This is a genomic window from Pseudomonas sp. NCHU5216 (genome assembly GCF_052156495.1).
Classification (GTDB): Bacteria; Pseudomonadota; Gammaproteobacteria; order Pseudomonadales; family Pseudomonadaceae; genus Aquipseudomonas.
The window spans coordinates 37,451-63,398 of the sequence record NZ_JBQLIX010000012.1; the positions used below are offsets into that span (position 1 = coordinate 37,451).

The 25,948-nt window shown below is 64.5% G+C and carries 26 protein-coding genes and 1 pseudogene; 5 read left to right on the forward strand and 22 right to left on the reverse strand.

Annotated features, from left to right (window positions below; genetic code table 11):
- Positions 1–49: 49 nt before the first annotated feature.
- Positions 50–238: pseudogene (locus ACSVIK_RS11050) on the reverse strand (FKBP-type peptidyl-prolyl cis-trans isomerase); the annotation flags it as partial.
- Entirely contained in the window at positions 231–662 is a 432-nt protein-coding gene (locus ACSVIK_RS11055; protein WP_268181771.1) for a group II truncated hemoglobin, read from the reverse strand. The gene ACSVIK_RS11055 and the pseudogene ACSVIK_RS11050, both read right to left, overlap by 8 nt.
- 208 nt (positions 663–870) lie before the next feature.
- On the opposite strand from ACSVIK_RS11055, the gene ACSVIK_RS11060 reads away from it, so the two are divergent.
- Positions 871–3,234, forward strand: coding sequence for a DNA polymerase II (locus ACSVIK_RS11060; protein WP_442444447.1), 2,364 nt, complete (start codon positions 871–873; stop codon positions 3,232–3,234).
- A gap of 597 nt (positions 3,235–3,831) precedes the next feature.
- On the opposite strand, the gene ACSVIK_RS11065 is transcribed toward ACSVIK_RS11060, so the two are convergent.
- The 11 genes from ACSVIK_RS11065 to ACSVIK_RS11115 all read right to left on the reverse strand — a co-directional run bounded on the left by ACSVIK_RS11065 (position 3,832) and on the right by ACSVIK_RS11115 (position 13,983).
- Positions 3,832–4,359 (reverse strand): DUF2878 domain-containing protein, encoded by a 528-nt coding sequence (locus ACSVIK_RS11065; RefSeq protein WP_442444373.1) that lies wholly within the window; start codon positions 4,357–4,359, stop codon positions 3,832–3,834.
- A 244-nt stretch (positions 4,360–4,603) separates the two neighbouring features.
- Positions 4,604–5,893 carry a class I SAM-dependent methyltransferase gene (locus tag ACSVIK_RS11070; RefSeq protein ID WP_442444374.1) on the reverse strand — a complete coding sequence of 430 codons (1,290 nt, stop codon included), beginning with the start codon at positions 5,891–5,893 and terminating at the stop codon, positions 4,604–4,606.
- Complete coding sequence (locus ACSVIK_RS11075) at positions 5,880–6,680, reverse strand: DUF1365 domain-containing protein (protein WP_442444375.1); 801 nt, start codon at positions 6,678–6,680, stop codon at positions 5,880–5,882. The genes ACSVIK_RS11070 and ACSVIK_RS11075 overlap by 14 nt, the downstream gene beginning before the upstream one ends.
- Positions 6,677–7,924 carry an NAD(P)/FAD-dependent oxidoreductase gene (locus ACSVIK_RS11080; RefSeq protein WP_442444376.1) on the reverse strand — a complete coding sequence of 416 codons (1,248 nt, stop codon included), beginning with the start codon at positions 7,922–7,924 and terminating at the stop codon, positions 6,677–6,679. Before ACSVIK_RS11080 ends, ACSVIK_RS11075 begins: the two co-directional genes overlap by 4 nt.
- Positions 7,921–8,676, reverse strand: a complete 756-nt coding sequence (locus ACSVIK_RS11085) for an SDR family NAD(P)-dependent oxidoreductase (RefSeq protein ID WP_442444377.1) — start codon at positions 8,674–8,676, stop codon at positions 7,921–7,923. Before ACSVIK_RS11085 ends, ACSVIK_RS11080 begins: the two co-directional genes overlap by 4 nt.
- Positions 8,673–9,095 carry a nuclear transport factor 2 family protein gene (locus tag ACSVIK_RS11090; protein WP_442444378.1) on the reverse strand — a complete coding sequence of 141 codons (423 nt, stop codon included), beginning with the start codon at positions 9,093–9,095 and terminating at the stop codon, positions 8,673–8,675. Before ACSVIK_RS11090 ends, ACSVIK_RS11085 begins: the two co-directional genes overlap by 4 nt.
- Positions 9,092–10,531: a deoxyribodipyrimidine photo-lyase gene (phrB, locus tag ACSVIK_RS11095; protein WP_442444379.1), complete on the reverse strand. Its 1,440-nt coding sequence runs from the start codon at positions 10,529–10,531 to the stop codon at positions 9,092–9,094. Before phrB ends, ACSVIK_RS11090 begins: the two co-directional genes overlap by 4 nt.
- Complete coding sequence (locus ACSVIK_RS11100) at positions 10,519–11,475, reverse strand: MerR family transcriptional regulator (RefSeq protein ID WP_442444380.1); 957 nt, start codon at positions 11,473–11,475, stop codon at positions 10,519–10,521. Before ACSVIK_RS11100 ends, phrB begins: the two co-directional genes overlap by 13 nt.
- Before the next feature lie 4 nt (positions 11,476–11,479).
- The gene (locus ACSVIK_RS11105; RefSeq protein WP_442444381.1) at positions 11,480–12,430 is read right to left on the reverse strand and encodes a YbgA family protein; all 951 of its coding nucleotides are present in this window, start codon (positions 12,428–12,430) and stop codon (positions 11,480–11,482) included.
- Positions 12,431–12,775: 345 nt separating this feature from the next.
- Positions 12,776–13,006, reverse strand: a complete 231-nt coding sequence (locus tag ACSVIK_RS11110; RefSeq protein WP_442444382.1) for a TIGR02450 family Trp-rich protein — start codon at positions 13,004–13,006, stop codon at positions 12,776–12,778.
- Positions 13,003–13,983 carry an NAD(P)/FAD-dependent oxidoreductase gene (locus ACSVIK_RS11115; protein WP_442444383.1) on the reverse strand — a complete coding sequence of 327 codons (981 nt, stop codon included), beginning with the start codon at positions 13,981–13,983 and terminating at the stop codon, positions 13,003–13,005. Before ACSVIK_RS11115 ends, ACSVIK_RS11110 begins: the two co-directional genes overlap by 4 nt.
- Before the next feature lie 199 nt (positions 13,984–14,182).
- Here ACSVIK_RS11115 and ACSVIK_RS11120 point away from each other — a divergent pair, with 199 nt between their 5' ends.
- Together ACSVIK_RS11120 and ACSVIK_RS11125 are read left to right on the forward strand one after the other, a co-directional pair.
- Positions 14,183–15,082 carry a TIGR01777 family oxidoreductase gene (locus ACSVIK_RS11120; protein ID WP_442444384.1) on the forward strand — a complete coding sequence of 300 codons (900 nt, stop codon included), beginning with the start codon at positions 14,183–14,185 and terminating at the stop codon, positions 15,080–15,082.
- A gap of 21 nt (positions 15,083–15,103) precedes the next feature.
- The gene (locus tag ACSVIK_RS11125) at positions 15,104–16,126 is read left to right on the forward strand and encodes a ferrochelatase (RefSeq protein ID WP_442444385.1); all 1,023 of its coding nucleotides are present in this window, start codon (positions 15,104–15,106) and stop codon (positions 16,124–16,126) included.
- Positions 16,127–17,105: 979 nt separating this feature from the next.
- Here ACSVIK_RS11125 and ACSVIK_RS11130 read toward each other — a convergent pair.
- Positions 17,106–17,456 (reverse strand): hypothetical protein, encoded by a 351-nt coding sequence (locus tag ACSVIK_RS11130; RefSeq protein ID WP_442444386.1) that lies wholly within the window; start codon positions 17,454–17,456, stop codon positions 17,106–17,108.
- A 213-nt stretch (positions 17,457–17,669) separates the two neighbouring features.
- Between ACSVIK_RS11130 and ACSVIK_RS11135 the strand changes: the two genes are divergently transcribed.
- Positions 17,670–18,422 (forward strand): hypothetical protein, encoded by a 753-nt coding sequence (locus ACSVIK_RS11135; RefSeq protein WP_442444387.1) that lies wholly within the window; start codon positions 17,670–17,672, stop codon positions 18,420–18,422.
- Between the two features lie 3 nt (positions 18,423–18,425).
- Here the strand turns inward: ACSVIK_RS11135 and ACSVIK_RS11140 are convergent, their stop codons facing one another.
- Positions 18,426–19,151, reverse strand: a complete 726-nt coding sequence (locus ACSVIK_RS11140; protein WP_442444388.1) for a substrate-binding periplasmic protein — start codon at positions 19,149–19,151, stop codon at positions 18,426–18,428.
- Between the two features lie 92 nt (positions 19,152–19,243).
- Positions 19,244–19,585, reverse strand: a complete 342-nt coding sequence (locus tag ACSVIK_RS11145) for a zinc ribbon domain-containing protein YjdM (RefSeq protein ID WP_268181804.1) — start codon at positions 19,583–19,585, stop codon at positions 19,244–19,246.
- Positions 19,586–20,029: 444 nt separating this feature from the next.
- On the opposite strand from ACSVIK_RS11145, the gene ACSVIK_RS11150 reads away from it, so the two are divergent.
- Positions 20,030–20,830 (forward strand): gamma-glutamyl-gamma-aminobutyrate hydrolase family protein, encoded by an 801-nt coding sequence (locus tag ACSVIK_RS11150; RefSeq protein ID WP_442444389.1) that lies wholly within the window; start codon positions 20,030–20,032, stop codon positions 20,828–20,830.
- A 14-nt stretch (positions 20,831–20,844) separates the two neighbouring features.
- Here the strand turns inward: ACSVIK_RS11150 and ACSVIK_RS11155 are convergent, their stop codons facing one another.
- The 6 genes from ACSVIK_RS11155 to ACSVIK_RS11180 all read right to left on the reverse strand — a co-directional run bounded on the left by ACSVIK_RS11155 (position 20,845) and on the right by ACSVIK_RS11180 (position 25,914).
- Positions 20,845–21,318: an LEA type 2 family protein gene (locus tag ACSVIK_RS11155; protein ID WP_442444390.1), complete on the reverse strand. Its 474-nt coding sequence runs from the start codon at positions 21,316–21,318 to the stop codon at positions 20,845–20,847.
- A 54-nt stretch (positions 21,319–21,372) separates the two neighbouring features.
- Positions 21,373–22,218, reverse strand: coding sequence for an EamA family transporter (locus ACSVIK_RS11160; protein ID WP_442444391.1), 846 nt, complete (start codon positions 22,216–22,218; stop codon positions 21,373–21,375).
- A 110-nt stretch (positions 22,219–22,328) separates the two neighbouring features.
- Complete coding sequence (locus ACSVIK_RS11165) at positions 22,329–23,135, reverse strand: outer membrane protein OmpK (RefSeq protein WP_442444392.1); 807 nt, start codon at positions 23,133–23,135, stop codon at positions 22,329–22,331.
- Positions 23,136–23,456: 321 nt separating this feature from the next.
- A complete protein-coding gene (locus ACSVIK_RS11170) occupies positions 23,457–23,822 on the reverse strand; it encodes a DUF5064 family protein (RefSeq protein ID WP_442444393.1) in 366 nt (121 codons plus the stop codon).
- A gap of 10 nt (positions 23,823–23,832) precedes the next feature.
- On the reverse strand, positions 23,833–24,759 hold the full coding sequence (gene arcC / locus ACSVIK_RS11175; protein WP_442444394.1) for a carbamate kinase: 927 nt from the start codon (positions 24,757–24,759) through the stop codon (positions 23,833–23,835).
- Between the two features lie 144 nt (positions 24,760–24,903).
- Positions 24,904–25,914, reverse strand: coding sequence for an ornithine carbamoyltransferase (locus ACSVIK_RS11180; protein WP_442444395.1), 1,011 nt, complete (start codon positions 25,912–25,914; stop codon positions 24,904–24,906).
- Between the last annotated feature and the right edge of the window lie 34 nt (positions 25,915–25,948).

The following is a 25,948-nucleotide window of genomic DNA, read 5'->3' on the forward strand; positions in this document are numbered from 1 at the left end:
CGCTCGTCGGAAAATTGTAGAAAGTGACGTGTTGTCACTAATAAGAATCCTGATCCCAGCCCTTGATCACCCGGCCGGTGCCGATCACGCACTGGAAGGGTTTGCCGCGCGAGAAGGACGAGTCGAACTCCGTACCGTCGGCCAGCCAGCCACGGTACTGGGTGGTGATCAGGGCACCCTTGACCACGGCCTTGCCGTCGCCCGGTTGCAGGTCTTCGATGATCAGTTGGTCAGTCATGTCGGGTTCCGTGTCGGTTATGGGCGGCCTGGAGGATGCGCTGCGCAGGCACGCGCAACTGGGTCAGCAGGTAGTCGGCGAAGGCCGGGTCGTAGTCTTGCAGGGCGATGGCGCCGGCCATGCAGTCCAGCCAGGCTTGGGCGAGGGCGGCGTCCACCGGCCACTGGGCATGGAAGGCGGGGATGCTGATGCTGCCGTACTTTTCGGCGAACAGGCGCGGCCCGCCCAACCAGCCGCTCAGGAAGCACGCCAGCTTGTCGCGGGCGGCGCTCAGGTCGGCCGGGTGTAGCGCGCGCAGAGCGGCGGCCTCGGGGCGCTCGTCCATCAGCCGGTAGAAGTCGTCGACCAGCCGGCGCAGGCCATCGATGCCACCAGCGGCTTGGTAGGACGCATCAAGGGTGCCGTAGGGAGGGGTGTCGCTCATCGAACCATCGTCCAGAAAAGGCGCCATTGTAACCGCTGGCGTAGAATGGCCGACCAGTTTGGTTTGAGGCTTGGAGCTGCATGCAGGTGCTGTTCTCCCTCTCCCGCTTGCGGGAGAGGGCCGGGGAAAGGGAAAGAGCGAAACCCTCTCCCCCAGCCCCTCTCCCATAAATGGGAGAGGGGAGTGCAACCGCAGGCTCGGATGAATGATGACGCAACCCCAGCAAGGCTTCGTGCTCAGCCGCCATTGGCGCGACACTCCGGAGGGCACCGAGGTGGCCTTCTGGCTGGCCACCGATGCCGGCCCGCGCCAGGTGCGCCTGCCGCCTCAGGAGTCGGTGGCCTTTATCCCCGCCGAGCAGCGCGCCTGGGCCGAACCGTTGCTGCGTAATGAGAAGGGGGTCGAGCTGCGCGGGCTTGGGTTGCGCGACTTCAAGCGCCGCCCGGTGCTGGGCCTTTACTGCCGCCAGTACCGCCAGTTGCTGCAGTTGGAGAAGAAGCTGCGCCAGGTCGGCGTCGACGTCTTTGAGGCCGATATCCGCCCGCCGGATCGCTACCTGATGGAGCGCTTTATCACCGCCTCCGTCAGCTTCGAGGGCGCCGTGCAGGAAGACGGCAGCCTGCTGTGCAAATCGCTGAAACCCGCCGCCGGTTACCGCCCGGCGCTGCGCCTAGTGTCGCTGGATATCGAGACCAGCGCCCGTGGCGAGCTGTATTCCATCGCCTTGGAAGGCTGTGGCCAGCGCCAGGTCTACATGCTCGGCCCGGCCAATGGCGACGCGAGTATCGTCGACTTCGACCTGGAGTACTGCGACAGCCGCAAGGCGCTGCTGGAGCGCCTGAATGCCTGGCTGCAGCGGCATGACCCGGACGCCATCATCGGCTGGAACCTGGTGCAGTTCGACCTGCGCGTGCTGCGCGATCACGCCGAGCAGTTCAAGCTGCCGCTGCTGCTGGGGCGGGGCGGCGACGTGATGGGTTGGCGCCAGCACAACAGCAGCCAGCACTATTTCGCCGAGGCAGCCGGGCGGCTGATCATCGATGGCATCGAGGCGCTGCGTTCGGCCACCTGGAGTTTCTCTTCGTTCAGCCTGGAGTCGGTGGCGCAGACCCTGCTCGGCGAGGGCAAGGCCATCGACACGCCCTATGCGCGGATGGACGAGATTCAGCGCATGTTCGACGAGGACAAGCCGGCCCTGGCCCGCTACAACCTCAAGGACTGCGAGCTGGTCACGCGCATCTTCGCCCATACCGATCTGCTCGCCTTCCTCCTGGAGCGCTCCAGTGTCACCGGCCTGGCCGCCGACCGCAGCGGCGGCTCGGTGGCGGCCTTCACCCACCTGTACCTGCCGCCCATGCACCGCCTGGGTTTCGTCGCGCCCAACCTCGGCGACATTCGTGGCGAGAACAGCCCCGGTGGCTTCGTCATGGATTCGCGCCCCGGCCTCTACGACTCGGTGCTGGTGCTGGACTACAAGAGCCTGTACCCGTCGATCATCCGCAGCTTTCTGATCGATCCCGTAGGACTGGTGGAGGGCCTGCATCAACCGGATGACGCGCACTCGGTGGAAGGCTTTCGCGGCGCGCGTTTCTCGCGTACCCGGCATTGCCTGCCGGCCATCGTCGAGCGCGTCTGGCAGGGCCGTGAGGCGGCCAAGCGCGACGGCAACCAGCCCTTGTCGCAGGCGCTGAAGATCATCATGAACGCCTTCTACGGCGTGCTCGGTTCCAGCGGCTGCCGCTTCTTCGACCCGCGCCTGGCCTCGTCCATCACCCTGCGCGGGCACCAGATCATGAAACGCACCCGCGAGCTGATCGAGGCCGAAGGCCATGCGGTGATCTATGGCGATACCGACTCCACCTTCGTCTGGCTCGGTCGCGCTCACGACGAGGAGGAGGCGACGCGCATTGGCCGTGCGCTGGTGGCCCGTGTGAACGCCTGGTGGCGCGAACATCTGCAGAGTGAGTACGGCCTGAATAGCGCCCTGGAGCTGCAGTTCGAGACCCATTACCGACGCTTTCTCATGCCCACCATTCGCGGCACCGAGGAGGGCAGCAAGAAGCGCTACGCCGGCCTGGTACGCACCGCCGATGGCAGCGAGCGCATGGTATTCAAGGGCCTGGAGACGGTGCGCACCGACTGGTCGCCACTGGCGCAGCGCTTCCAGCAGGAACTGTACCGCCTGGTATTTGCCGGCCAGCCCTATGAGGACTATGTGCGCGATTACGTGAAGCGCACCCTGGCTGGCGAACTGGACGAGCTGCTGGTGTATCGCAAGCGCCTGCGTCGGCGCCTCGACGACTACCAGCGCAACGTGCCGCCGCATGTGCGCGCCGCGCGCCTGGCCGACGAGCACAACCAGCGCCTGGGCAGGCCGCTGCAATACCAGCGCGGCGGCTGGATCAGCTACCTGATCACCACGGGCGGGCCGCAACCGCTGGAGCGCCTGCTGTCGCCGCTGGACTACGAGCACTACCTCAGCCGCCAGCTCAAGCCGGTGGCCGATGCCATCCTGCCGTTCGTTGGCGGCGACTTCGAGAGGCTGCTGGATGGGCAGTTGGGGTTGTTCTGAAGGCTTTATGAAGACTTCTGAACGCTGACACTTCGTGGAAAACAGTTTGAGAGCGGGGTGGTAAGTTTGTGTTGTTGTTTCGGATGTCTGTTCCGAATTGCCGCGTTTTGGCTGATGTTTCTAGTTTCGCCCTCCCGGGCGAGTCACTTTTGCGGGCAAAAGTAACCAAAACCCTCCGCCCGATCATCCGGCCCTCGCTGCGCGAGGGTTCGCTCACTCCATCGCCGCTCCAGAGGCCCGCCACGGTGGGCCATCCCTGGCCCATCGTGGCTTTCGCGACATCCATGTCGCTCAACCTCTTCCACGACGATTCCGTTCGCCCTCCTGGGCGGGCTCTGCACGCGCCTGAGCCAGAGGTAACCCAGAAGTAGCGCGGAGTGTTTGAGCAAAGGGTCAGCCGTAGGGCTGACCGGAATGTCGGCTGCAAGCCGGCATGCTGAACTTCGCAAATGAAAGTTTTGGTTTAACTCGACGGCCAGTTGTGGCTTCACCGTTAGCAGAACATGCCGGGAATGCCCTGAGATACCAGCGCGCGTACCGGTACGCCGGCCGCTCGGAAGCAGTACGCCGTCGTCGCCTACGTTTTTGCCGGTGCCTTCATGCGCCGCGTTGGCGGCGCAACTGGTCTTCGTACTGCGCTCGATACAACCTGGCAAAACCATGCAGCACTGGCATCACCGCCGCCCAGATCACCGCCAGCAGAGCCAGGGTCGGCCAGGTGCCGAGGGGCAGGCTGACGTCGGCGAGCTGCGCGCCAGCGTAGTAGGACAGCGGCGCACCCAGGGCGCCGAGCAGGCTGCCGCGCCACCAGGGCTGCGCCGTCCAGGCCAGGCAGTGGTTGAGGGTGGTCGCCAGCAGCAGCCAGAGCAGGGCCAGCCACAGCGGAATCAACTGGCGTGGCTCGCCGAAATCGAACACACCGAGGTTGAGCAGAAAGCTGTCCAGCGCGCTGCCAGCAAGAAAGACGCTGAGCAGCAGCTTGCCTTCCGCCGCCCAGCTACTCAGCCACAACAGATGCACCAGCAAAACCGCCGCCACCAGCAGCAGCCAGGGGCTGTCGCCGCCCAGCACGCAGGCGAACCAGCCGAGCTGGAAGAGGAAGGCGTTGGCGATCAGTTTAGGCATAGTAGGGTCTGTTCCCGTTTCGTTCATGGCCGCGCCGGAGCCCGTTTTTGCGCGAGCCAAGGCGCGAGGAGAGAAGTTTGGTCATTCCAAATAAGCGACGAGCAATGCGCATCGCGCAAAAACAGGCCCGGCCCTTCGGGTTGTGCGGCAAATGGCGCCATGCCGCGTTGCGGGCCTTGCCAAGGGAATGACCATTACCTGCGTCCCGCGCCTTGCCTGGCGCCATTTGGCGCTACAACACGGCTCACGACGAAACGGCAGCAGACCCTAGGTTTCCTAACAGGGGAGCGGGCCGCGCCGATGGTTTGGCCAGCAGCAGTTGCGCGGTGCCAATGGTGCGTTCGAGGAAGCCCCCTTCGCAATAGCACAGGTAGAACTCCCACAGCCGATAGAAATAGTCGTCGTAGCCCAACTGCTCGAGGCGATGCCGCGCTTGGCGCAGGTTTTCGTGCCAGATACGCAGGGTGCGCGCGTAGTGCAGGCCGAAGTCCTCCATGTGGTGCAGGTTGAGGTCGGTATGCCGGCTGACCACGTCGAGCATCTTGTGCATCGACGGCAGTGCGCCGCCGGGGAAGATGTAGCGCTGGATGAAGTCGACGCTGCGCCGCGCCTGTTCATAGCGCTGGTCGCGGATGGTGATGGCCTGCAGCAGCATCAGCCCATCGGGCTTGAGCAGGCGGGCGCACTGCTCGAAGTAGGTGGGCAGGAAGCGATGGCCGACGGCTTCGATCATCTCGATGGACACCAGCTTGTCGTACTGGCCGCTCAGGTCGCGGTAGTCCTCCAGCAGCAGGGTGATGCGGTCTTCCAGGCCCAGCTCGCGAATGCGCTTTTGCGTATGGGCGTACTGTTCGCGTGACAGGGTGGTGGTGGTCACCCGGCAGCCGTAGCGGCTGGCGGCGTGGATGGCCATGCTGCCCCAGCCGGTGCCGATCTCCAGCAGGTGGTCGCTGCGCTTGAGATCGAGCTTCTGGCAGATGCGCTCGAGCTTGTTCAACTGGGCCTGCAGCAGGCTTTCGTCGTCGCTGCGGAACATCGCCGCCGAGTACATCAGGGTGGGGTCGAGGAACTGCTCGAACAGCTCGTTGCCCAGGTCGTAGTGCGCGGCGATGTTGCGTCGCGAGCCACTGCGGGTATTGCGGTTGAGCCAGTGCAGGCCCTGGATCAGCGGGCGCCCCAGGCGCGCCAGGCCGCCCTCCATGGCGTCGAGCACATCGAGGTTGGCGACGAACACGCGGATCACCGCGGTCAGATCCGGGGTGCTCCAGTAGCCGTGGATGTAGGCCTCACCCGAGCCGATCGAGCCGTTGCCGGCCACCAGGCCCCAGACAGCCGGGTCATGCACCTCGATCTCGGCGCGCAGACGCGCCTGCGGGTCGCCGAACTGCAGGCTATCGCCGGCCTCTCGGATGGTCAGCAGGCCGTGGCGCAGGTTCTGCAACTGGCGCAGCACGGCGCGGCGCAGCAGGCTGGCACCGATGCCGTTGCCGCTGCGCACCAGGTTCTTCGCGGAGTTCAGGCTAGAGCTTTTCATGGGGCATGTCCTTCGCTTGTGGGCGGGCGACGCGGAAGCTGCCTTCTGCGGGCCGGTGGTCGAAAATCGGGATGCGTTTGAGCAGCAGGCGCAGGGCCTGCCAGTAGATGGCCAGCAGGGTCTTGCCGGCCATCCAGGGAAAACTCAGCAGGTAGCGGTGCAGGCTGGCGCGGCTCAGCGGCTGACGCTGCAAGGACAGGCTGGCGTCGAACACCTTGGTGTCGCCCTGCCAGTCGGCCATGTGCACGCCCAGGCGTTCGCCCACCGGGCTGAGGCTCATGCGGTACTGCAGTTCGCGCGGCAGAAAGGGCGAGACGTGAAAGGCCTTGTCCACGCTGAAGCGCTGGCGCCCTTCGCCACTGGCCGGCAGCACGTAGTGATAACGCTCGCGCCAGGGCGTGTTGCTGACTTCGCAGAGCAGCGCCATCAGCCGTTGTTCGGCGTCGTGGCAGTAGAAGATGCTCACCGGGTTGAAGGCCAGACCCCAGCTCCGCGGTTGCGTCAGCACGCAGATACGCCCTTGCGGGCGGATGCCGAGGGCCGCTTGCACGCGGTCGCGCACCGCCTCGTGCAGTGGCGTGCCCTGGCGTGTGGCCTCGGGCAGGTAGTCGCTTTCGCGGAAGGCGAAGGGCGCCCAGCGACCGGCACCGGCCAGGCGTGACAGGGCGAACAGTTGCGCCTGCTCGCTCAGATCCAGGTACAGCAGGCCCATGCGATAGCGGAAGGCATGCGCGCGCGGGGTGAAGCGGCGATGCTGCACCCAGCCGCTGTACAGGGCGCTGATCACCAGCTTTCCCCCAGTTCGCGGGCCACGCGCAGGGCGCTGACCACGCCATCCTCGTGGAAGCCGTTGGCCCAGTAGGCGCCGCAGAAATAGCTGTGCTGCGCACCGGCCAGCTCCTGCCAGCGTGCCTGCGCAGCGATGCCGGCCAGGCTGTATTGCGGGTGGGCGTACTGGAAGCGGCCGAGGATCTGCCGCGGGTCGATGGTGGCGGTCTGGTTGAGGCTGACGCAGAAGGTGGTGTCGCTGTCGATGCCCTGCAGGATGTTCATGTCGTAGGTAACGGCGGCGGGATGTTCGCTGGGGCCACCCAGGCGATAGTTCCAACTGGCCCAGGCCAGGGGGCGCTTGGGCAGCAGGCGGGTGTCGGTGTGCAACACCACGTCGTTGTTGGCGTAGGGCAGGGCGCCGAGGATGTCCCGTTCGGCCTGGCTGGGCTGGGCCAGCAGGGCCAGGGCCTGGTCGCTGTGGCAGGCGAACACCACCTTGTCGAAGCGTTCGCTGCCGGCGGCGCTGTGCAGGGTCACGCCGTCGGCATCGCGCTCCACGCGTAGCACCGGGCAGTTGAGGCGGATGCGCTCGGCGAAGCTGGCGGTCAGCGGCGCCACGTAGCTGCGCGAGCCGCCTTCAATGACGTGCCATTGCGGGCGCTCGCTCACCGACAGCAGGCCGTGGTTCTTGAAGAAGCGCACGAAGAACTGCAGCGGGAAGGCCAGCATATCTACCAGCGACATCGACCAGATGGCCGCGCCCATGGGCACGATGTAGTGGTCGATGAAGCGCCGGCCGTAACCGTTCTCGGTGAGGTAGTCACCGAGGGTCATGTCGGCGGCGATGCGGCCCTGCTCGAGGTCGTTCAGGGCCTTGCGGTTGAAGCGCAGGATGTCACGCACCATGCCCCAGAACGCTGGCGATAGCAGGTTGCTGCGTTGGGCGAACAGGGTGTTGAGGTCATGGCCGTTGTATTCCGTACCGGTCACCGGGTCGCTGACCGAGAAGCTCATTTCGGTGGGCTTGAAGGCCACGCCCAGTTCCTTCAGCAGGCGGATGAAGTTGGGGTAGGTCCAGTCGTTGAAGACGATGAAGCCGGTGTCGATGGCGTAGGCGCGGCCATTCACCTCCACATCCACGGTATGGGTGTGGCCGCCGATCCAGTCGCTGGCCTCGAACACCTGGATGTCGTGGTGGCGATTGAGCAGGTAGGCGCAGGTCAGGCCGGCGATGCCGCTGCCGACGATGGCGATTTTCATTGAGCGTCCTCGTTACGTGCCAGGCGCCGGCCGATGGCCAGTTGCAGGCGGCTGGGCAGGCTGCCGAGCAGTTTCAGCACGGCGATGAAGGGGGTGGGGAAGGCGATTTCGTGCGGACGCTTGTCCAGGCGCTCGGCGATGTAACGGGCGGCGCGCTCCACCGGCCAGCGCATGGGCATGGGAAAGTCGTTCTTCTGCGTCAGCGGCGTGTCGACGAAGCCGGGGCTGACCAGGGTGACGTCGATGCCTTCGGCGGCCAGGTCGATGCGCAGGCTCTGCAGCAGATAACGCACGGCGGCCTTGGAGGCTCCGTAGGCTTCGGAGCGTGGCAGCGGCAGGTAGGTCACCGAGCTGCCCACGCCGACCAGATGCGGGCGCTCGGCATTACGCAGCAGGGGCAGTGCCACCTCGATGCAATGGCTGGTGGAGAACAGGTTGGCGCTGACCACACGCCCGATCATCGCCGCCTCGAACTGGCGCACCTCGACGTATTCGCAGGTGCCGGCATTGAGGATGGCGCAGTCCAGCGCGCCCCAGGCCTGGGCGATGCGCTGGCCGATGGCGCGCACCTGTTCGGCGTCGGTGAGATCCCCCGGTGCCACCAGCACCTGCTCGCCATAGCGAGCGGCCAGGGCCTGCAGCGGGCCGACGCTGCGCGCGCTGAGGGCCACCTGATGGCCGGCGCGCAGCAGTTCTTCGGCCAGCGCCGCGCCGATGCCACTGCTGGCGCCGGTAAGCCAGATGCGTTTCATGCCAACCTCCGCTTCAGCCAGGCGATGACCCTGCCCATCAGGGGCAGGTGTTCATAGAGCAGGGCACCGGCATCGAAGTAGTCGCGGTGCTGGTAGACCTTGTCGCGCCAGCGCAGGTGCGAGCAGCCCTCCACGGCGATTTCGGCACCGCCGCGCAGGCGCGGATGGCGGTAGCGCATGGTCCAGCGCAGGTAGCCCTCGCCTTCGGCGACCTGATCGAAGCCATGGAACTCGAACTGCAGGGCCTCGACATTGGCGTACAGCTCGGCGAAGTAGCGGCGCACGGCGCTTAGCCCATGCACCTCATGCAGCGGATCGCGGAACGACACGTCATCGCTGTACAGCTCGCCGAGCAGCTCAAGGTTGTCCTTGTTCAGCATGGCGAAGCGCTCGCCGAACTGGCGGAGAAAGTCGCTCATGCCAGGGCCTCCTCGCTGCCGGCCAGGTTCTTGAACGCGGCCAGGGCGCGTTGCCGGGAGCGCGCCAGGTCGACGATCGGGCGCGGGTAGCCGGCCGGAGCGAACAGGCCGCCGAGTGCGGACGGGTCATGGATGTCGCGCTTGTTCAGGCCTGCCAGTTCCGGCAGCCACTGGCGGATGAAGTGGCCGTCGGGGTCGAACTTCTGCGACTGGCTGATGGGGTTGAAGATGCGAAAGTACGGCGCGGCATCGGTGCCGGTGGAGGCGCTCCACTGCCAGCCGCCGTTGTTCGCCGCCAGGTCGCCGTCGATCAGGTGACGCATGAAGAAGCGTTCGCCTTCGCGCCAGTCGATCAGCAGGTTCTTGGTCAGGAACATGGCGACGATCATGCGCAGGCGGTTGTGCATCCAGCCGGTTTCGCGCAACTGGCGCATGGCCGCGTCGATGATCGGCAGGCCGGTGCGGCCTTCCTGCCAGGCGGCCAGTTCCTCGGGGGCATGGCGCCAGGGCACGGCTTCGGTGTCGAGGCGGAAGGCGCGATGCATCGACACGCGCGGGTAGCCCACCAGGATGTGCTTGTAGAACTCGCGCCAGAGCAGCTCGTTGATCCAGGTGACGACACCGGGATTGCCGCTGTCGAATTCGCCTCTGTTAGCTGCCAACGCTGCATGCAGGCACTGACGTGGCGATAGCACGCCAGCGGCCAGGTAGGGCGAGAGCTGGCTGGTGCCGGGTTTGCCGGGCAAGTCGCGTTCGTCCTGGTAGTAGGCGATCTGCTCGTCGGCGAAGCGCGCCAGGCGCTGTAGTGCCTGCTCCTCACCGGCTGGCCAGAGGCTGCGCAACGGCTCACTGGGCGTGGCGAAACCCTGCACGGCAGTCGGCACCGGGTCGGCCTGCAGCGACAGAGGCGCCTGTGGCCTGGGCCTGGGTAGCACAGCGGGCAGGCTCGCGTGCAGGCGCTCGTAGCAGACCCGGCGGAACTGGCTGTAGACCTGGAAGTAACCGCCCGAGCGGGTCAGGACGCTACCAGGGCGGAATAAAATCTGGTCGAGATGGCTGTGCCAGTCGATGGCCTGCTGGGCGAGATAGGCCGCGACGGTGCGATCACGCTGGCTTTCGTTGACGCCATATTCCTCGTTGACGTGCACGGCGCAGACCTCGTGCGCATGGCACAGCTCGGCGATCACCGCCGGGGCTGCCTGCCAGTCGTCGCAGCGACGTATCAGCAGTGGCACCCCGAGGGCGCCTAGTGCCTGGCTTAGCTGGGCCAGGTTGCGTAGCCAGAAATCCACCTTGCACGGGGCGTCGTCATGGCAGCGCCATTGCATGGGGGTGATCAGGTACAAGGCGATGCTCGGCCCGGCGCCCATGGCCTGGTTCAGGGCGCTGTTGTCCTGCACGCGCAGGTCGCTGCGAAACCAGATCAGTCGGCGCATGACGAGACCTCCTGAGGGCCTAGCAGGCCATTGCTGCAAAGCCAGGCGTGGGCCGCCAGTGGGTCGCTGGCAGCGTTCAGCTCGGCCAGGGCATCGCGATGGATATGAGTGGCAGGGCCGGCAATCAGCAGCGGCACTGGAGATTGCTCGGCCAGACGTGGCAACTGGCGGTGCACCAGGCTGCCGTCGAGCGCCTGTTCGGCATACAGCAGCAGGGCGCGTGGAAGCATCTGCTCCAGCACGCCGAGCAGCTCGTTGGGCGGCACCGGCCAGTCGAAGACTTCCACCGGGCAGTCGCTGGCGCTGACCAGCCAGGCGCTGAGCCAGAGCCCGGGCTCCATCGGTGCGTCGCCGATGTTGACCAGCAGCAGCGGTGCGCCGCCCGTCTGCCGGTTGCTGTGATAGACGCGGGTGGCCAGCTTGCTGCGCAGCCAGGAGAAGAAGAACACCTGCTCGGCGCGGTTGCCGAACTGCCCCTGCCAGCGCATGCGCAGATCCCCCAGCAGGGGCCAGAGCAACTGCGCGGCCAGTGTGGCTGCCGGGTACAGCGCCAGGCTGGCGTTGAAGCGATCGTCCAGGCGCCGTTCGTTGAACTGGGCGATGCAGGTCAACAGCTCGTTGCGTAGGCGCGACCAGCTATCGGTGCTCGTCGGCTGCGGTACCTGCTCGTGATCGAGCAGCGACTTGACCTGCCCCACGGCCACGCCCCTGGTCAACCAGGCGAGGATGGCCTGAATGCGCATGACATTGGCGGGTGAGTAGAGGCGGTGGCCCTTGGGCGTGCGGTACGGCACGATCAGGCCATAGCGGCGTTCCCAGGCGCGCAGGGTCACGGCGTTGACGCCGGTGCTGCGTGCCACTTCGCGAATCGGCAGGTAGCCCTCATCGAGGGCCTGACGATAGTCGTTGCCGGTTTCGCTTTCGACCAGGGTATCGGTATTCATCGGGTCACAACGCATTGCGCAGGCTGAGGGGTTCCGGGTGCGGTTGCAGGTAGGCCTGCTCGGCGATGTAGCGATCCGGATGACGGCGGAAGTGGTGCTTGAGCAGGGTCAGCGGTACCACCAGCGGCACGATGCCGTCGCGGTACTGGCCGATCAGTTGCTGCATTTCCTGTTTCTCGTCGGCGCTCAGGGCGCGTTTGAGGTAGCCGCTCAGATGCTGCAGCACGTTGCTGTGAGTGCCGCGGGTGGCGCACTTTTGCAGCGCCTTCATCAGCTCGCTGAAGTATTGCGGCGCCAGGCTGTCGAGTTCGTGCTGGGCGAGGTTGCCGAGCAGGCGGCCCAGGGATTTGTAGCGCAGCGGGTCGGTGGCCATCAGCAGGTACTTGTAGCGCGAGTGGAAGGCGATCAGCGCGCCACGGCTGAGCCCTTCACGCAGCAGGCGCCGCCATTCGGCATGGGCATAGACGCGGGTGATGAAGTTTTCGCGCAGCACCGGATCCATCAGCCGGCCGGCCTCCTCGACGGGCAGATCGGGGTGACGGGCGCAGAAGTGGGCGGCGAAGATGCCGCGTCCCGGTTCGCTGGGGCGACCGCCTTGCTGATACACCTTGACCCGGTGCAGTCCGCAGGACGGGGACTGCTGCATGAAGATGAAGCCATCGATGCCGTTCAGCTCATCGGCCATGCGCTCGCCGTAGGCGGCCAGTGCTTCGGTGACGTCCCGCGTAGGGTCGACGCTGCCGACTGCGCGCGGTGCTTGCGGATCACCCACCAGGCGAATGGGTTCTCGCGGCACGCTCATGCCGATGCCCACTTCCGGGCAGGTCTTGATGAAGTCGAAATGCCGATTCAGTTCGCGGCTGCACAGTTGCGAAAGCTTGTGCCCACCGTTGTAGCGCACTTCGTCGCCCATGAGGCAGGCGCTGATACCCAGTTTGGGTCTGCTCGCTTGCATCGATATTCCCCTCTGATCTTGTACATGGCTATTGCCATGTACAACTTAGGGGGAATCATAGGCACAGAATTGTACGTGCACAATGTTTTTGTACAGCTTCTGTATTGCTTTTTGTGAGGGGCTTAGCAGGCCGTTGAAAAACGTAGGCGAGGTAGGCAAGACAAGGCAAAAACAGCCGAAAAAAGCACTGGGCCCGCACTCGGGTTTACGTGTTGTAAATGAGCATTTTGACTGGGCTCGCACGCGAGGCTGTTTTTAACGCAGTATTGCCAACGCACGACTGCAGGGATGCAGGAGGTAGAGCGACGCAGGAAGCCAAAGCCGAGGTAGTTTTTCAACGGCCTGTTAGCGCCAGCCTTGCTGCCAGCGCTCGGTATCCAGCAATTGCTGCCAGTCGAGGCGTTCGCTGCGCCCCGTGAGCACGGCCTGCAGCTCCACGGCGACGACCCGCTCCTGCTCGTCACGCAGCAGTTCGGTGACCAGGAAATGCCGCTCGCGATTCTGTGGACGGCTGGCCGTCCACTTCGAGAGCAGCAGCTTGGCGGGATTCAGTCGACGCTTGGGCGGTGCGTTCATGCCAGGTGTTCGAGCAGGCGGCGCGCGGCGTCCTGGCCGCTGAGCCAGGCCCCTTCGACGCGGCCGGACAGGCACCAGTCGCCACAGGCATACAGGCCCAGGTCGGCATCGGCCAGCGCGCCCCACTGGTGGGCCTGAGCCGGGCGGGCGTAGAGCCAGCGGTGGGCGAGGGTGAAGCTGGGCGCCGGCACGGCGCAGCCGATCAGCTCGGCGAAGGCACCATGCAGGTGCTCGATCACCGCGTCCTTGGGCAGATCCACATGCTGCCGGCTCCAGGCACTGCTGGCATGCAGCACCCAGGTGTCGGGCTGCTGCTCCCGACCCGGCTTGCTGCGGTTACGGGCCAGCCAGTCGAGGGGGCTGTCCTGCACGAAGCAACCTTCGAGGCGCGTGTCGAGCGGGGTGTCGAAAGCCAGGGCGACGGCCCAGGTCGGCTCCATCACCACGCTGGCCGCAGTGCCAGCCAGCTTCGGGGCGGCGGCCAGCAGGGCGCTGGCCTGGGGCGCGGGCGTGGCGACGATGACCTGGCTGAAGGGGCCGTGGCTGGTGCCTTCGGCATCGAGCAGCGTCCAGTTCTGATCACCACGGAAAACTTCGGTGACGCGGCAGGAGAAATGCACCGGCAGCGCGCCGAGCAAGGCGCGGGTGATGGCGCTCATGCGTGGCGTGCCGACCCAGCGCACCTGTTCGTCCGGCGACGGGCTGAGTTGCCCGGACTGGCTGTTGTAGAGGCTTGGCAGCCACTGCGCGACCCAGCCACGGGCTTGCCACTGCTGCACCACCTCGACGAAGCGGCGATCCCGCGCGGTGAAGTATTGGGCACCCAAATCCAGGCTGCCGATGTCGCTGCGCTTGCTGGCCATACGCCCACCGCTGCCACGGCTCTTGTCGAACAGCTCGACGTCGTGGCCGGCTGCATGCAGTGTCTGGGCGGCGGACAATCCGGCGAGGCCGGTGCCGATGATGGCGATGGTCATGGTTTACCTCTTCAGCGCTGAATGCTTTACAGGCTAAGACTTAGACAAAAGCTATACAGGGATGTTTTCATGTACATGGCCTCGTACTTTGCTCCTATTCTAGGTTTAGGACAAACCTGGCAATGAATAAAGGCACCTGTCGCTTTGTCTGGGTAGGTGCTAGCGGCACACTCGAGTTTTGCCCACTGAGGAGCAGACCATGCATATTTTGTTGACCGGCGGCACCGGCCTGATTGGCCGCAGCCTCTGCGCGCATTGGCACGAGCAGGGCCATCGTCTCACTGTCTGGAGCCGTGATCCAGCCAAGGTTGCGCGCCTGTGCGGCGAGGCGGTGCGTGGTATCGCCGCGCTCGAAGAACTCGACGGCGAACCGCTCGATGCGGTGGTCAATCTGGCTGGTGCGCCCATTGCCGACCGGCCCTGGAGCCGCAAGCGCAAGGCGTTGCTGTGGGCCAGCCGTATAGACCTCACCGAGCAGTTGGTGACCTGGCTGGAGCGCCGCGAACAACGTCCGGCGGTGCTGCTCTCCGGCTCCGCCGTGGGCTGGTACGGCGACGGCGGCGATCAGGAACTGCGCGAGGACATGCAGCCGCTGGGCGATGACTTCGCCGCGCAGCTCTGTGGCGCCTGGGAGCAGGCCGCGCTGCGTGCACAGAGCCTGGACATGCGGGTGGTGCTGCTGCGCACGGGGCTGGTGCTGGCGCGCGATGGCGGCCTGCTGGCGCGGTTGCGCCTGCCGTTTCGCTTGGGGCTGGGCGGTCGTCTCGGCGATGGCCGGCAGTGGATGCCGTGGATCCATATTGCCGATCAAATCGAGCTGATCGATTTTCTCTTGCAGCGGCCCGAGGCGCAGGGTCCTTATAATGCCTGCGCGCCGCTGCCGGTGCGCAACGCCGAATTCACCAAGGCACTGGGGCAGGCCCTGAGTCGGCCGACCTGGTTGCCGGCACCGGCCTTCGCCTTGCGTGCCGGCCTGGGTGAGATGGCCGAGCTGCTGCTGGGTGGCCAGCGTGCCTTGCCGAGCCGCTTGCTCGATGCCGGTTTCAGTTTTCGTTTCACCCATCTGGATGTCGCCCTGACGGATGTGCTGGGCCATTGACCTTTATCACTAGGATTTCGCATGACCGATCACGCATTGCTGCTGGTTAATCTGGGTTCGCCGGCGTCCACCGAGGTGGCCGATGTGCGCCGTTATCTCAACCAGTTCCTCATGGATCCTTATGTGGTCGACCTGCCCTGGCCGCTACGCCGGTTGCTGGTGTCGCTGATTCTAATCAAGCGCCCGGCCGCCTCGGCGCACGCCTATGCCTCGATCTGGTGGGAAGAGGGCTCGCCGCTGATCGTGCTCAGCCGCCGTTTGCAGCAAGCGATGAAGGCGCACTGGACGCGTGGCCCGGTGGAGTTGGCCATGCGCTACGGTGAGCCATCCATCGAATCGACCCTGCTGCGCATGGCTGAGCAGGGCATTTGCGAAATCACCCTGGCGCCGCTCTACCCGCAGTTCGCCGATAGCACCACCACCACGGTGATCGAGGAAGCCAAACGGGTCGTGCGCGAGCATGGCCTCGACATGCGCTTCTCCATCCTGCCGCCATTCTTCGAGCAACCCGAGTACCTCGACGCCTTGGTGGCCAGCGCCAAACCCTATCTGGATCAGGGCTTCGACCATCTGCTGTTGAGCTTCCATGGCCTGCCGGAGCGGCACTTGCGCAAGCTCGATGCCAGCGGCCATTGCCTGAAGGGGCCGGACTGCTGCCGCACGGCGTCGCCCGAGGTGCTGGCCAAGTGTTATCGCGCCCAGTGCCTGCGCAGCGCCGAGCTGTTCGCCGAGCGCATGGGCCTGGCGCCGGAGCAGTGGTCGGTGAGCTTCCAGTCGCGCCTGGGGCGTGACAAGTGGATCGAGCCCTACACCGAGAACAGACTCGATGAGCTGGCCGCGCAGGGGGTGAAGAAACTTTTGGTGATGTGCCCGGCCTTCGTCGCCGACTGCATCGAGACGCTGGAGGAAATCGGCGACCGTGGCCGCGAGCAGTTCGTCGAGGCCGGCGGTGAAAGCCTGCAACTGGTGCCTTGCCTGAACGATCATCCGCAGTGGGCAGCGGCGCTGAGCCTCCTGTGCGAGCGAGCCCCGCAGGCCGTGTGAGGGATTTGGCTGCAGGGGGCGGGAATGCTTGGGGGAGACCGGACTGGCAAGTTTGTGTGCTGGTTTCGGTTGTTTTCGGGTGTTCAAGCTGTTTATCGGTGTTTAGCTGACGTCTCCTGTTTCGCCCCCCGGCGACCTTCTTTTGTCAAACGCCACAAAAGAAGGCAAAAGGTCTTGGCCCCGACATCCGGCCCCGGCTGCGCCGGGGTTCGTTTGCTCCATCGCTGCTCCGAGGGTCGGCTTACAAGGGCCGTCCCTGGCCCTTTAAGCGGGGCCGCCATCGGTATCTCGCGGCATCCATGCCGCTCGCCCCTCTACGCAACGATTCCACTCAGGGGCCATTTGCGCGCCTGAACGAACAGGCATTTCAGGGTATGCATGACGTGTGCTGGTAATTGTGAGTTCGTCGGGTTAAACCAAAACTTTCATGTGTGTAGGGCGTACCGGAGCGCCGGCCGCTCGGAAGCAGTACACCGTTGGTGGGAGTATTGAACGTAGGTTGTGGTGCCGAACTGGGCATGGCCCGGCGGACTGTTCGCTGGCGCTCCTGAGTCCGCCCTACGGCTGCCCTCTCAAACACTCCACGCTAATTCTGGTTTACCTCGGGTTCAGGCGCGTGCAGAGCCCGCCCAGGAGGGCGAACGGAGTCGTCGTGGAAGAGGTTGAGCGACATGGATGTCGCGAAAGCCGCGATGGGCCAGGGATGGCCCACCGCGGCGGGCCTCTGGAGCGGCGATGGAGTGAGCGAACCCTGGCGAAGCCAGGGCCGGATGAAAGGGCGGAGGGTTTTGGTTACTTTTGCCCGCAAAAGTGACTCGCCTGGGAAGGCGAAACCAAGAGCATCAGCCAAAACGCGGCAATTCGGAACAAGCACCCAAAAAAACCTGTCCGCCAGTTCGATATCAAGACAGATTTCCCGAGATTCCACGAAAAACCCAAGAAAGACCCGCATCCACGATACGGGCCTTTCGCATGCGTACTACCAGCGCCTGTCGCGCCGCCAATAGGGCTCACGGTAAGGGGACGGTGGGTAAGGCCGGTAAGCCGGCACGACGACCACCCGCGTCGGCGGGTAGTAGTAACCCGGAGGCGGCGCATAGTAGGCCCGTGGTGCGTAATGCACTGGCTGCGCCGGGTAGTAATAGACCCGTGGCGGTGGTGGACGATGAATCGGAGCAGGGCGGCTGGACGCGATCACGCCGCCGATGACCGCACCCGCCACCACACCGGCGATGGCAGCGTCACTGCGACTCGACGCCTGGGCATTGCCCAGGCCGGCCAGCGTCAGGCTGACAGCGAGGGCGGCGATGAGAGGGGCACGAGCTTGCATGGTGGTGACCTCCTGAGAATGCGCAATGTCTTCGCGCAATGAATCAGACTGTCGCCGTTCGGCTTCGTTGTTCGGGCTTGTGTAAGGCTTGGGTAAAGGTGACGCGTTCGGCTAATCGCAGCGGCAAGACCCGGACGAGGGAATTTTGCGCTTTACTGGGTATCTGAACGGTGCCGCGCTGTTGGCGGGATCGAGGCTGCTGGGGGCGGCGCGATGCGTTCGGATCGAGACCAGAGAAGGGTACCAACAAGCTGGCGGCGATTGCTGCCGGCCCTGCTGTGCCTGGCATTGCTCGGTGGTTGCAGCGGGCGTCTGGACAATGACTCGATCATTAACAAGCGTAGCCCGCTCAAGCCCGGCGAGCTGTTGCAAACCGACGTCGACCGCATGGCGACCCTGGCCATGCGCAACAACCTCAACAGCCTCTACCGGCTGATGCACAAGCTCTACCGGCGCAACCCGCGAGAATGGCGCAAGAACGCCATGCCCGACAGCGCCAGCATGGAGCGGCAGATCCAGTACGCCATCGAACACAATCAGGGCTGGCCAAGCCTGGGCGGCCTGCGTGATGTGGCGGCCCTGGATTACGCCTTGAGCCCGGCGTTCCAGGGCGACCGGGTGGCCGCTTTCACCTATGCCATCGGCAGCATGCTGGTCACCGCGCACGGTGGGCGCACCGAGTTCTACCTGACCGACAGCTTCAATGCGCAGTTCATCTACAACGCCGCACGCAACCTGGAGAAGGCCGCCTGGATGCTCGGCCAGCGGCGGGATGCCAGTGGTCGGCCCCTGCTGTTGTCCAACGAGGTGTCCGAGCAGGGCAGCAACCTCAGCTTTGCCGTGGAGTTCGGCAAGATGGTGGCGCGCCTCGATCTGCTGACGCACGTGCTGGAAGAACGCTACCGACGCATGGGCGCCAACTATGCACAGAGCCTGTTCCTGTTGAATTTCCTGCCCGTGCAGTGAATGTCACTGTGCCCAGCGTTGCTCGATGCGCTGCAGCGTGCCGTTTTCCCGCAATTTCACCAGCGCTTGAGAGAACTGCTGGGCGTGCTCGATATCGCCTTTGGCGAAGGCGACGAAACGCGGCATCCGCACCAGGGGTCTGGGCAGTATGCGCACACGCTCCAGGGCATGCTGTTCACGCACGAAATACAGGAGCTGAGTGCGGTCGCCGACGATGAGGTCGATGCGCCCGGCCAGCAGCATCGACACCAGTTGCCGCGGATTCTGCGCAGAGGTGTCGCGCAGCAGGGCGGCCTGATCGAAGTCTTCCTCGTAGGCATAGCCACGTACCTGGCCGATCACGTAAGGGGCCAGATCCTCCAGCGTCTGCCAGTCGTCGATGGCGGTGGTGGTTCGGGTCATGAAGACGGTGGTGCCGCTGCGCAATGGCCCGACCAGTTGGTATTGCGCCTGACGCTGCGCGGTGCCGGCGAACTGGAAGGCCATGCGCGCCTCACCGCGATCGAGCATGCGCTTGACCCGCTCCCAGGGATACAGACGGATGGCGTAGCTCACCTTGGCTTCCTGCAGCACGGCGTCGACCAGCTCCACGTCCAGGCCGAGTGGCGTATCGCTGTCGTCAGTGATGAAGCTGTAGGGGGCGAACTGCTCGTCGCCCACCACGCGCCAGGTTTGCGCATGCAGCACGGGGCTGAGCAGAACCAGCAGAAGTGGCAGCAGGTGGCGCATGGAGCGGTAATTCCGAGACTGTTCTGCCCTTGAGGCTAGCACCTGCTGGTGCTGCCTGCTGGGCAGAAGGTCACAGCGTCGACGACGCGGCGTCAGACCTTGCGCACGAACTCGGACTTGAGTTTCATCGCGCCGATGCCGTCGATCTTGCAGTCGATATCGTGATCGCCGTCGACCAGACGGATGTTCTTCACCTTGGTGCCGACCTTGACCACCAGCGACGAGCCCTTGACCTTGAGATCCTTGATTACGGTGATGGTGTCGCCGTCCTGCAGCAGGTTGCCCACCGAGTCCTTGATCACTCGCGCGTCATCCTCGCTGGCGCTGGTTTCGCCAGCTTTCCACTCATGGGCGCACTCGGGGCAGACCAGTTGCTCACCGTCTTCGTAGGTGTATTCGGAGTTGCATTTGGGGCAGGGCGGCAGGGTGCTCAAGGGGCGTCCTCGGAGGTGGTTAGAAACCGCATAGTGTATAGGGAATTAGCGCCCGATGCCCGCCTGGCAAAGCCGCGCTGATTCAGGATGTCAAAAATATTGGACTTCCAATATGGTGTCTGACGGCTTCCCTGATCTCCTTGTCCGCATATTTTCTCTGCTATAGGCCAATTGCCTGATGTGGCAGCAAGAAAATAGATCGGTTTGATGTTTGACATATTTTACGGCTCGGGCACACTGGCGGCAGATTCCGCTACTGGTTCGGGTATTGGTTGCCATGTTGGGCAACCCTTTTCATGGAGCGAAAAGGCCTGGGTCATGTCGCCGTCGGAAGGTGGCCAGCGTGCAGGACGCTCGGTTGCGTGCGGAGTTAGCCAACCAGGTCGCGAGCATTTCGCCGGGCCTGTACAGCAACGACAGGCCCGGCCTGTCCCAAGGTGACGTATGTCCGATAACAAGATCCGCAATACCCCGCGCAAACCCGTCGTGTTGATGTCCATGGGCGCTCAGGAGCGCAAGGGCCATGCCTATCAGGTCATGACCCACAAGTACATTCAGCCCCTGGTCGACTTCTCCGGCTGCGTGCCGCTGCTGGTGCCCACCTGCTGTGGTACCGATGACCTCGAGCAGTATCTGGATATGGCCGACGGTATCTATCTGACCGGTGCCGGCAGCAACATCGATCCGAGCCTCTATGGCCAGGAAAACCTCACGCCGGAAAAGACCCAGGATCGCGACCGCGACCTGTTTGACTTGCCACTGATCAAGGCAGCCATTGCTCGCGGCCTGCCGATCTTCGCCATCTGCCGTGGCATGCAGGAAATCAACGTGGCGCTGGGCGGCGACATTTACCAGAAGGTCTATGCCGAGCCCGGTTTCAACGATCACCGCGAGAACCCCGAGGATCCGGTCGAGGTGCAATACGCACCGAGCCATGGCGTGAAGCCGGTTCCCGGTAGCTGGTTTGCCGAGTTGATGGGGCAGGAGGAGATTCGCGTCAATTCCCTGCACGGCCAGGCCATCCGTACCCTGGGCAAGGGGCTGGAAGTGTTGGCCACCGCCGAGGATGGCCTGATCGAGGCGATCCATGGGCCGAGCCTGTCGCCCTTCCTGTTCGCCGTGCAATGGCATCCGGAATGGCAGGCAGCGCAGAACCCGGATTCGGTGAAGATCTTCCAGGCCTTTGGTGAGGCCTGCCGCCAGCAGGTGGCGAGGCGTCGTGGCCAGCCGGCCTGCGCGGCCTGAGGCAGGCGCAGCCGTCAGTAGGGATTTGGCGGCTGCGGCCAGCTCAGGGTGCCGCTGTCGCTGAAGCGGCGCGTGCCGAACAGGCCGTCGGCCAGTTTGCCGCGCAGTTCATAAGACAGTTCCTGGCCGGGCTGATAACCGGCGGCGCCCCAGGCCTGACGCACCATGGAAAACGCAGAAATGCTCAGCGGCACGCTGACCAGCGTTTCGCCGAAGCGCGGAACGCTGCCGCTCTGATCGCTGACGCCGCTGGCCAGTGGCTGGCCGTTGACATCCAGATCCAGCGCCATGCCATTGAAGCTCACCGCACTGTCGTTGGGGTTCTGCACCCGCAGCTTGGCGGCGAAGCGCACTTCCAGGCCCTGGCTGGGCAGTGGTTCGAGACCAACCAGGTCGACTCGTAGCGGATCGCGATTGCTCAGGCTGGCGCAGGCGCCAAGGTTGGCCGCGAGCAGCGTGAGCAGGCAGAGACGAAGCAGGCGAGACATGGCGATCTTCCCCAGGCGTTGTGGGCTCAGGATAAAAGACCGCTGCCAGCGCCATTAGCTCCCGGCGCGTTGCCGGCTGCCCAGTACCAGGGCGATTCCGCCGAGTACCGCCGCGGCGCTGAGCAGCAGGCGCAGGCTCAGGGCTTCGCCAAGCAGCAGACTGCCGCCCAGTGCCGCAAGGATCGGCACGCTGAGTTGCACGGTGGCGGCCTGGCTGGCGCGCAGACCGGGCAAGGCGCTGTACCAGATGGCATAGCCGATGCCTGAGGTCAGTGCGCCGGAAAGCAGGGCATAGAGCAGACCAGGCCCATCCCATTGCAACTGGTTCGATAGCACCACGGCAAGCAGCGCCGCCAGCGGCGTGGCACGCAGAAAGTTGCCGGCCGTTACCGCGAGCGGATCGCCCTGGCCGCGTCCCAGCAGCGAATAGGCGCCCCAGGCGATGCCGGCGAGCAGCATCAGCAGCGCGGCGGAAAATGGCGGCGCGCTGGCGCCCGGCAGCAGCAAGGCCAGCAGGCCGGCGCTGGCCAACAGGGTACCGAGCGTGGCGAGGGGGCTAAGGCGCTCACCGCGCAGCAGGCCCCAGAGCAGCATGCTCAGTTGCACGGCGCCGAACAGCAGCAGGGCACCGACGCCGGCATCCAGTTGCAGATAAGCGAAGGAGAAGGCTGCTGCGTAGAGAAACAACGCCAGTGCCCCCGGCCAGTTGCCGGCCATGGGCCGCCGGGTGTGCCGCAGTTGCAACAGTATCCACAGGGTAAGGGCACCGCTGAGCAGGCGTATGAGGGTAAAGCTGGCCGCGTCGATTTCGGTTTCCCGCAGCGCCAGGCGGCACAGTAGCGAGTTGCCGGCAAAGGCCAGCATGGCGAGAGCGGTGAGCAGCAGGGTGCGCGCTGGCATCGTCCATCCTTGAGGCAATCTGGTGATGCCCGGCAGCTAAGCACGTCAGGATGGCCGAGGGCATTGGCAGAAGGTCGCAAATCCCTGCGACCCTGGTTCTTGCGCTGAACTCAGAAGTGCACCTTGACCAGCAGGCTGGCGGTGTTCTGGTTGGTGGGGCCGACGAAGTTGTCGCTGACGAAACCACCATCCCTGATGCCGTACTTGTGCTTCCAGTAGTCGTACTCGAGGCCGACGTAGAGCTGCTTCTCGCCCCACTTCATGGCCTTGCCCAGGTCGTACTTGATCTGCGGGTTGAAGTGCAGGTTGGCGTGGTAGTCGCCACGGTGGTTCTCGTCGTTGTCCACCACCCAGTCCATGAAGCCGTCGAAGAGGATGTCGGACTCGCCCACGGGGATGGTGTAGCTCCACACCGGGGTGATCTGCCAGACGTTCTTGCCGGGGCGGCTGCTGTTGGGTTTGCGCAGGTAGGTGTTGAGCTGGAAGTAGTCGAAGCCAGGAATGTCCAGATCGACCGCCGGGCCGAGCAGGAATGCGTCGACGTCCTTCTCGCCGAACTCGTAGGTGAAGGCCAGCAGCACGTCCTTGATCGGCCCGAAGGACAGGTCTGCACCGCTGATCTTGCCGAACGACAGGCGTGGGCTGAACTCGCCGTAGTAGGTGTGGCCGTCGCCGTTGCCGTTCTGCGCCTCGCCGTTGTACTTGATCAGGTCGGTGAAGAAGAACAGGTCACCGAAGCTCCAGCCGCTGGCGTGCTCGAAGGTGATGGTCTGCTGGATTTCCGGGTCGACCTTGAAGTCGTGGCCATAGAGGTAGGTGAGGCTGTTGTTCTGCCACTGCAGCAGATCGCCGGCAACGGCCTGGCCGCCTGCCAGCAGGCCGCTGGCGAGCACCAGCGAAGAAAGGGTGCGGTTCATGGGAGCTCCTGAATGATGTCGTGTCGTTATGGTTATGAACCTGTCCAGGTGGTCAGGCTGGTGCTGCTACAGCAAAAACGGCGCCAATTCTCTTGATTGCACCTATGCGTTGCAAATCAATTGGATAGCTGTCGGTTAGGATCTTTCAGGAGGGATGTGTTGCACTGTTTTCTGACCAGTAGGACAAGGTTGGCCATAAGTTGGTGCGCTGCCGACTGGGGCGCGCGGTGCCCCCTAGGGACTGATGCTCTGCGTAAGCCATGTAGCCCGGATGCAATCCGGGAAATGCACCGAGCGTCCCCGGATTGCATCCGGGCTACATCAGAGCACGTGATCGAGATTAACCGGCTCACCGGGTTTGGCATGCAGCTTGGCGCGGATATCGGCGAAGACTCTGTCGTACTCGTCGTGGCTGCGCATCACCGGGCTGGCCTTGATTGGCAGGCCATGGCGAGCGGCCACTCGCGTGGCGACGCTGGCGAAGTTGTAGGCAACATCGCGATGCAGCTCGAACTCTTCCGCGAACGGCTTGCCATCGATTTCGCCAGCCAGGCGCATGTGCAGCATGGGGCCGCGCTCGGCATCCTGGCGCACGTCATAGTCGAAATCCACCGAGAAGGGCGGGGCATGGCGCATCGATGGCGGGCGGTCGAGGTTGTCGCGGTGCAGATGACCAGGGGTGAACATGCTCGAGCCCTCAGCGATAGACGATGCCAATGCCGTCCAGGCTGATACGTGTGCCGGAACGGCCCTGGACGATGGCTTCGATGTTTTCCAGTGAACCGATCACCGCGCTGCTGCCGGTGTTACGGGCGAACTCGCAGGCAGCCTGTACCTTCGGCCCCATGGAGCCAGCGGCGAAGCCGAGCGCTTCGATTGCGTCGGGGTGGGCTTCGGCGATGGCCTTCTGCGTCGGCTTGGCCCAATCGACATAGGCGGCGTCGACATCGGTGGCGATCACCAGCAGGTCGGCGTTGAGCTGTTCGGCCAGCAGTGCCGAGCACAGATCCTTGTCGATCACCGCCTCGATGCCTTTCAACTGCTTGCCGTCGTACATGGTCGGAATGCCGCCGCCACCGGCACAGATCACCACGCTGCCCTTTTCCAGCAGCCACTTGATCGGGCGGATCTCGAAGATGCGCTGCGGGCGCGGGCTGGCCACCACGCGACGGAACTTGTCGCCGTCGGCGGCGATGCTCCAGCCTTTCTCGGCGGCCAGGCGTTCGGCCTCTTCCTTGCTGTAGACCGGGCCGATGGGTTTGCTGGGGTGCTTGAAGGCCGGGTCGGCGCCGTCCACTTCCACCTGGGTGAGGATGGTGGCGAAGGGCACCTCGAAGGGCAGCAGGTTGCCCAGTTCCTGTTCGATCATGTAGCCGATCATGCCTTCGGTCTCGGCACCTAGCACGTCCAGTGGGTAGGGGTTGGCGGCATCATAGGCGTTGCCCTGCAGGGCCAGCAGGCCGACCTGCGGGCCATTGCCATGGGCGATAACCAGCTCGTTACCGGGCGCCACCTTGGCGATCTGCTGGCAGGCGATACGCACATTGTCACGTTGGTTGTCGGCGGTCATGGCTTCGCCGCGACGAAGCAGGGCGTTGCCGCCCAGGGCGATGACGAGTCGCATGGTTTTCTCCTTGGCGTTCGGATTGAATCCGGGGCGTGGTGTGGCGTTCGGCGTCGCCGGCCAGACCCTCTCCCCCGGCCCCTCTCCCATGAATGGGAGAGGGGAGACAAGCCCATCCCCGGATGACATCCGGGCTACGTGAACCTATATATCCGCCAGGGTCGAGACCAAAATCGCCTTGATCGTATGCATGCGGTTTTCCGCCTGCTCGAAGGCGATGTTCCAGGGCGACTCGAAGACCTCTTCGGTGACCTCGATGCCATTGGCCAGGTGCGGGTACTGTTCGGCGATCTGCTTGCCCACCTTGGTTTCGCTGTTATGAAAGGCCGGCAGGCAGTGCATGAACTTCACCCGTGGGTTGCCGGCGGCTTTCATGATCTCGGCATTGACCTGGTAGGGCAGCAGTTCCTGGATGCGCTCGCCCCAGGCCTCGACCGGTTCACCCATGGAAACCCAGACGTCGGTGTGAACGAAGTCCACGCCCTTGACCGCTTCCTTCGGGTCTTCGGTAAGCAGGAGGCGTGCGCCACTTTCCTCGGCGAATTGCTTGCACGCGGCGACGTGTTCGTCGCTCGGCCACAGCGCCTTGGGCGCGGCGATGCGCACGTCCATGCCGAGCTTGGCACCGATCAGCAGCAGCGAGTTGCCCATGTTGTTGCGCGCGTCACCCAGGTAGGCGTAGGCGATGTCATGCAACGGCTTGTCGGCGTGCTCGCGCATGGTCAGCACGTCGGCGAGCATCTGTGTCGGGTGGTATTCGTCGGTCAGGCCGTTGAACACCGGCACGCCTGCGTACTTGGCCAGTTCTTCGACGATTTCCTGCTTGAAGCCACGGTACTCGATGGCGTCGTACATGCGCCCGAGCACACGGGCGGTGTCCTTCATCGATTCCTTGTGGCCGATCTGCGACGAGTTGGGGTCGATGTAGGTGACGTTGGCGCCCTGGTCGTAGGCCGCCACCTCGAAGGCGCAGCGGGTGCGGGTGGAGGTCTTCTCGAAGATCAGCGCGATGTTCTTGCGCTTGAGGTGCTGTTGCTCGGTGCCGGTGTACTTGGCACGTTTGAGGTCGCGCGACAGATCGAGCAGGTAACGCAGCTCGCGGGTGCTGTGGTGCATCAGGCTGAGCAGGTTGCGGTTGTGCATGTTGAGCGCCATGGTTCTCTCTCCTTTTGGGCTGTCGAAACACCCC

Coding starts and splice junctions, on each gene's coding strand:
- ACSVIK_RS11070 (WP_442444374.1), bottom strand. CDS start 5,893: ATGAAAAGCTCTAGCCTGAACTCCGCGAAGAACCTGGTGCGCAGCGGC.
- ACSVIK_RS11055 (WP_268181771.1), bottom strand. CDS start 662: ATGAGCGACACCCCTCCCTACGGCACCCTTGATGCGTCCTACCAAGCC.
- ACSVIK_RS11080 (WP_442444376.1), bottom strand. CDS start 7,924: ATGAAAATCGCCATCGTCGGCAGCGGCATCGCCGGCCTGACCTGCGCC.
- ACSVIK_RS11090 (WP_442444378.1), bottom strand. CDS start 9,095: ATGAGCGACTTTCTCCGCCAGTTCGGCGAGCGCTTCGCCATGCTGAAC.
- ACSVIK_RS11170 (WP_442444393.1), bottom strand. CDS start 23,822: ATGTTCACCCCTGGTCATCTGCACCGCGACAACCTCGACCGCCCGCCA.
- ACSVIK_RS11160 (WP_442444391.1), bottom strand. CDS start 22,218: ATGCCAGCGCGCACCCTGCTGCTCACCGCTCTCGCCATGCTGGCCTTT.
- ACSVIK_RS11065 (WP_442444373.1), bottom strand. CDS start 4,359: ATGCCTAAACTGATCGCCAACGCCTTCCTCTTCCAGCTCGGCTGGTTC.
- ACSVIK_RS11155 (WP_442444390.1), bottom strand. CDS start 21,318: ATGTCTCGCCTGCTTCGTCTCTGCCTGCTCACGCTGCTCGCGGCCAAC.
- ACSVIK_RS11130 (WP_442444386.1), bottom strand. CDS start 17,456: ATGCAAGCTCGTGCCCCTCTCATCGCCGCCCTCGCTGTCAGCCTGACG.
- ACSVIK_RS11060 (WP_442444447.1), top strand. CDS start 871: ATGACGCAACCCCAGCAAGGCTTCGTGCTCAGCCGCCATTGGCGCGAC.
- ACSVIK_RS11180 (WP_442444395.1), bottom strand. CDS start 25,914: ATGGCGCTCAACATGCACAACCGCAACCTGCTCAGCCTGATGCACCAC.
- arcC (WP_442444394.1), bottom strand. CDS start 24,759: ATGCGACTCGTCATCGCCCTGGGCGGCAACGCCCTGCTTCGTCGCGGC.
- ACSVIK_RS11115 (WP_442444383.1), bottom strand. CDS start 13,983: ATGACCATCGCCATCATCGGCACCGGCCTCGCCGGATTGTCCGCCGCC.
- ACSVIK_RS11085 (WP_442444377.1), bottom strand. CDS start 8,676: ATGAAACGCATCTGGCTTACCGGCGCCAGCAGTGGCATCGGCGCGGCG.
- phrB (WP_442444379.1), bottom strand. CDS start 10,531: ATGCGCCGACTGATCTGGTTTCGCAGCGACCTGCGCGTGCAGGACAAC.
- ACSVIK_RS11100 (WP_442444380.1), bottom strand. CDS start 11,475: ATGAATACCGATACCCTGGTCGAAAGCGAAACCGGCAACGACTATCGT.
- ACSVIK_RS11105 (WP_442444381.1), bottom strand. CDS start 12,430: ATGCAAGCGAGCAGACCCAAACTGGGTATCAGCGCCTGCCTCATGGGC.
- ACSVIK_RS11165 (WP_442444392.1), bottom strand. CDS start 23,135: ATGAACCGCACCCTTTCTTCGCTGGTGCTCGCCAGCGGCCTGCTGGCA.
- ACSVIK_RS11150 (WP_442444389.1), top strand. CDS start 20,030: ATGTCCGATAACAAGATCCGCAATACCCCGCGCAAACCCGTCGTGTTG.
- ACSVIK_RS11140 (WP_442444388.1), bottom strand. CDS start 19,151: ATGCGCCACCTGCTGCCACTTCTGCTGGTTCTGCTCAGCCCCGTGCTG.
- ACSVIK_RS11120 (WP_442444384.1), top strand. CDS start 14,183: ATGCATATTTTGTTGACCGGCGGCACCGGCCTGATTGGCCGCAGCCTC.
- ACSVIK_RS11125 (WP_442444385.1), top strand. CDS start 15,104: ATGACCGATCACGCATTGCTGCTGGTTAATCTGGGTTCGCCGGCGTCC.
- ACSVIK_RS11135 (WP_442444387.1), top strand. CDS start 17,670: ATGCGTTCGGATCGAGACCAGAGAAGGGTACCAACAAGCTGGCGGCGA.
- ACSVIK_RS11110 (WP_442444382.1), bottom strand. CDS start 13,006: ATGAACGCACCGCCCAAGCGTCGACTGAATCCCGCCAAGCTGCTGCTC.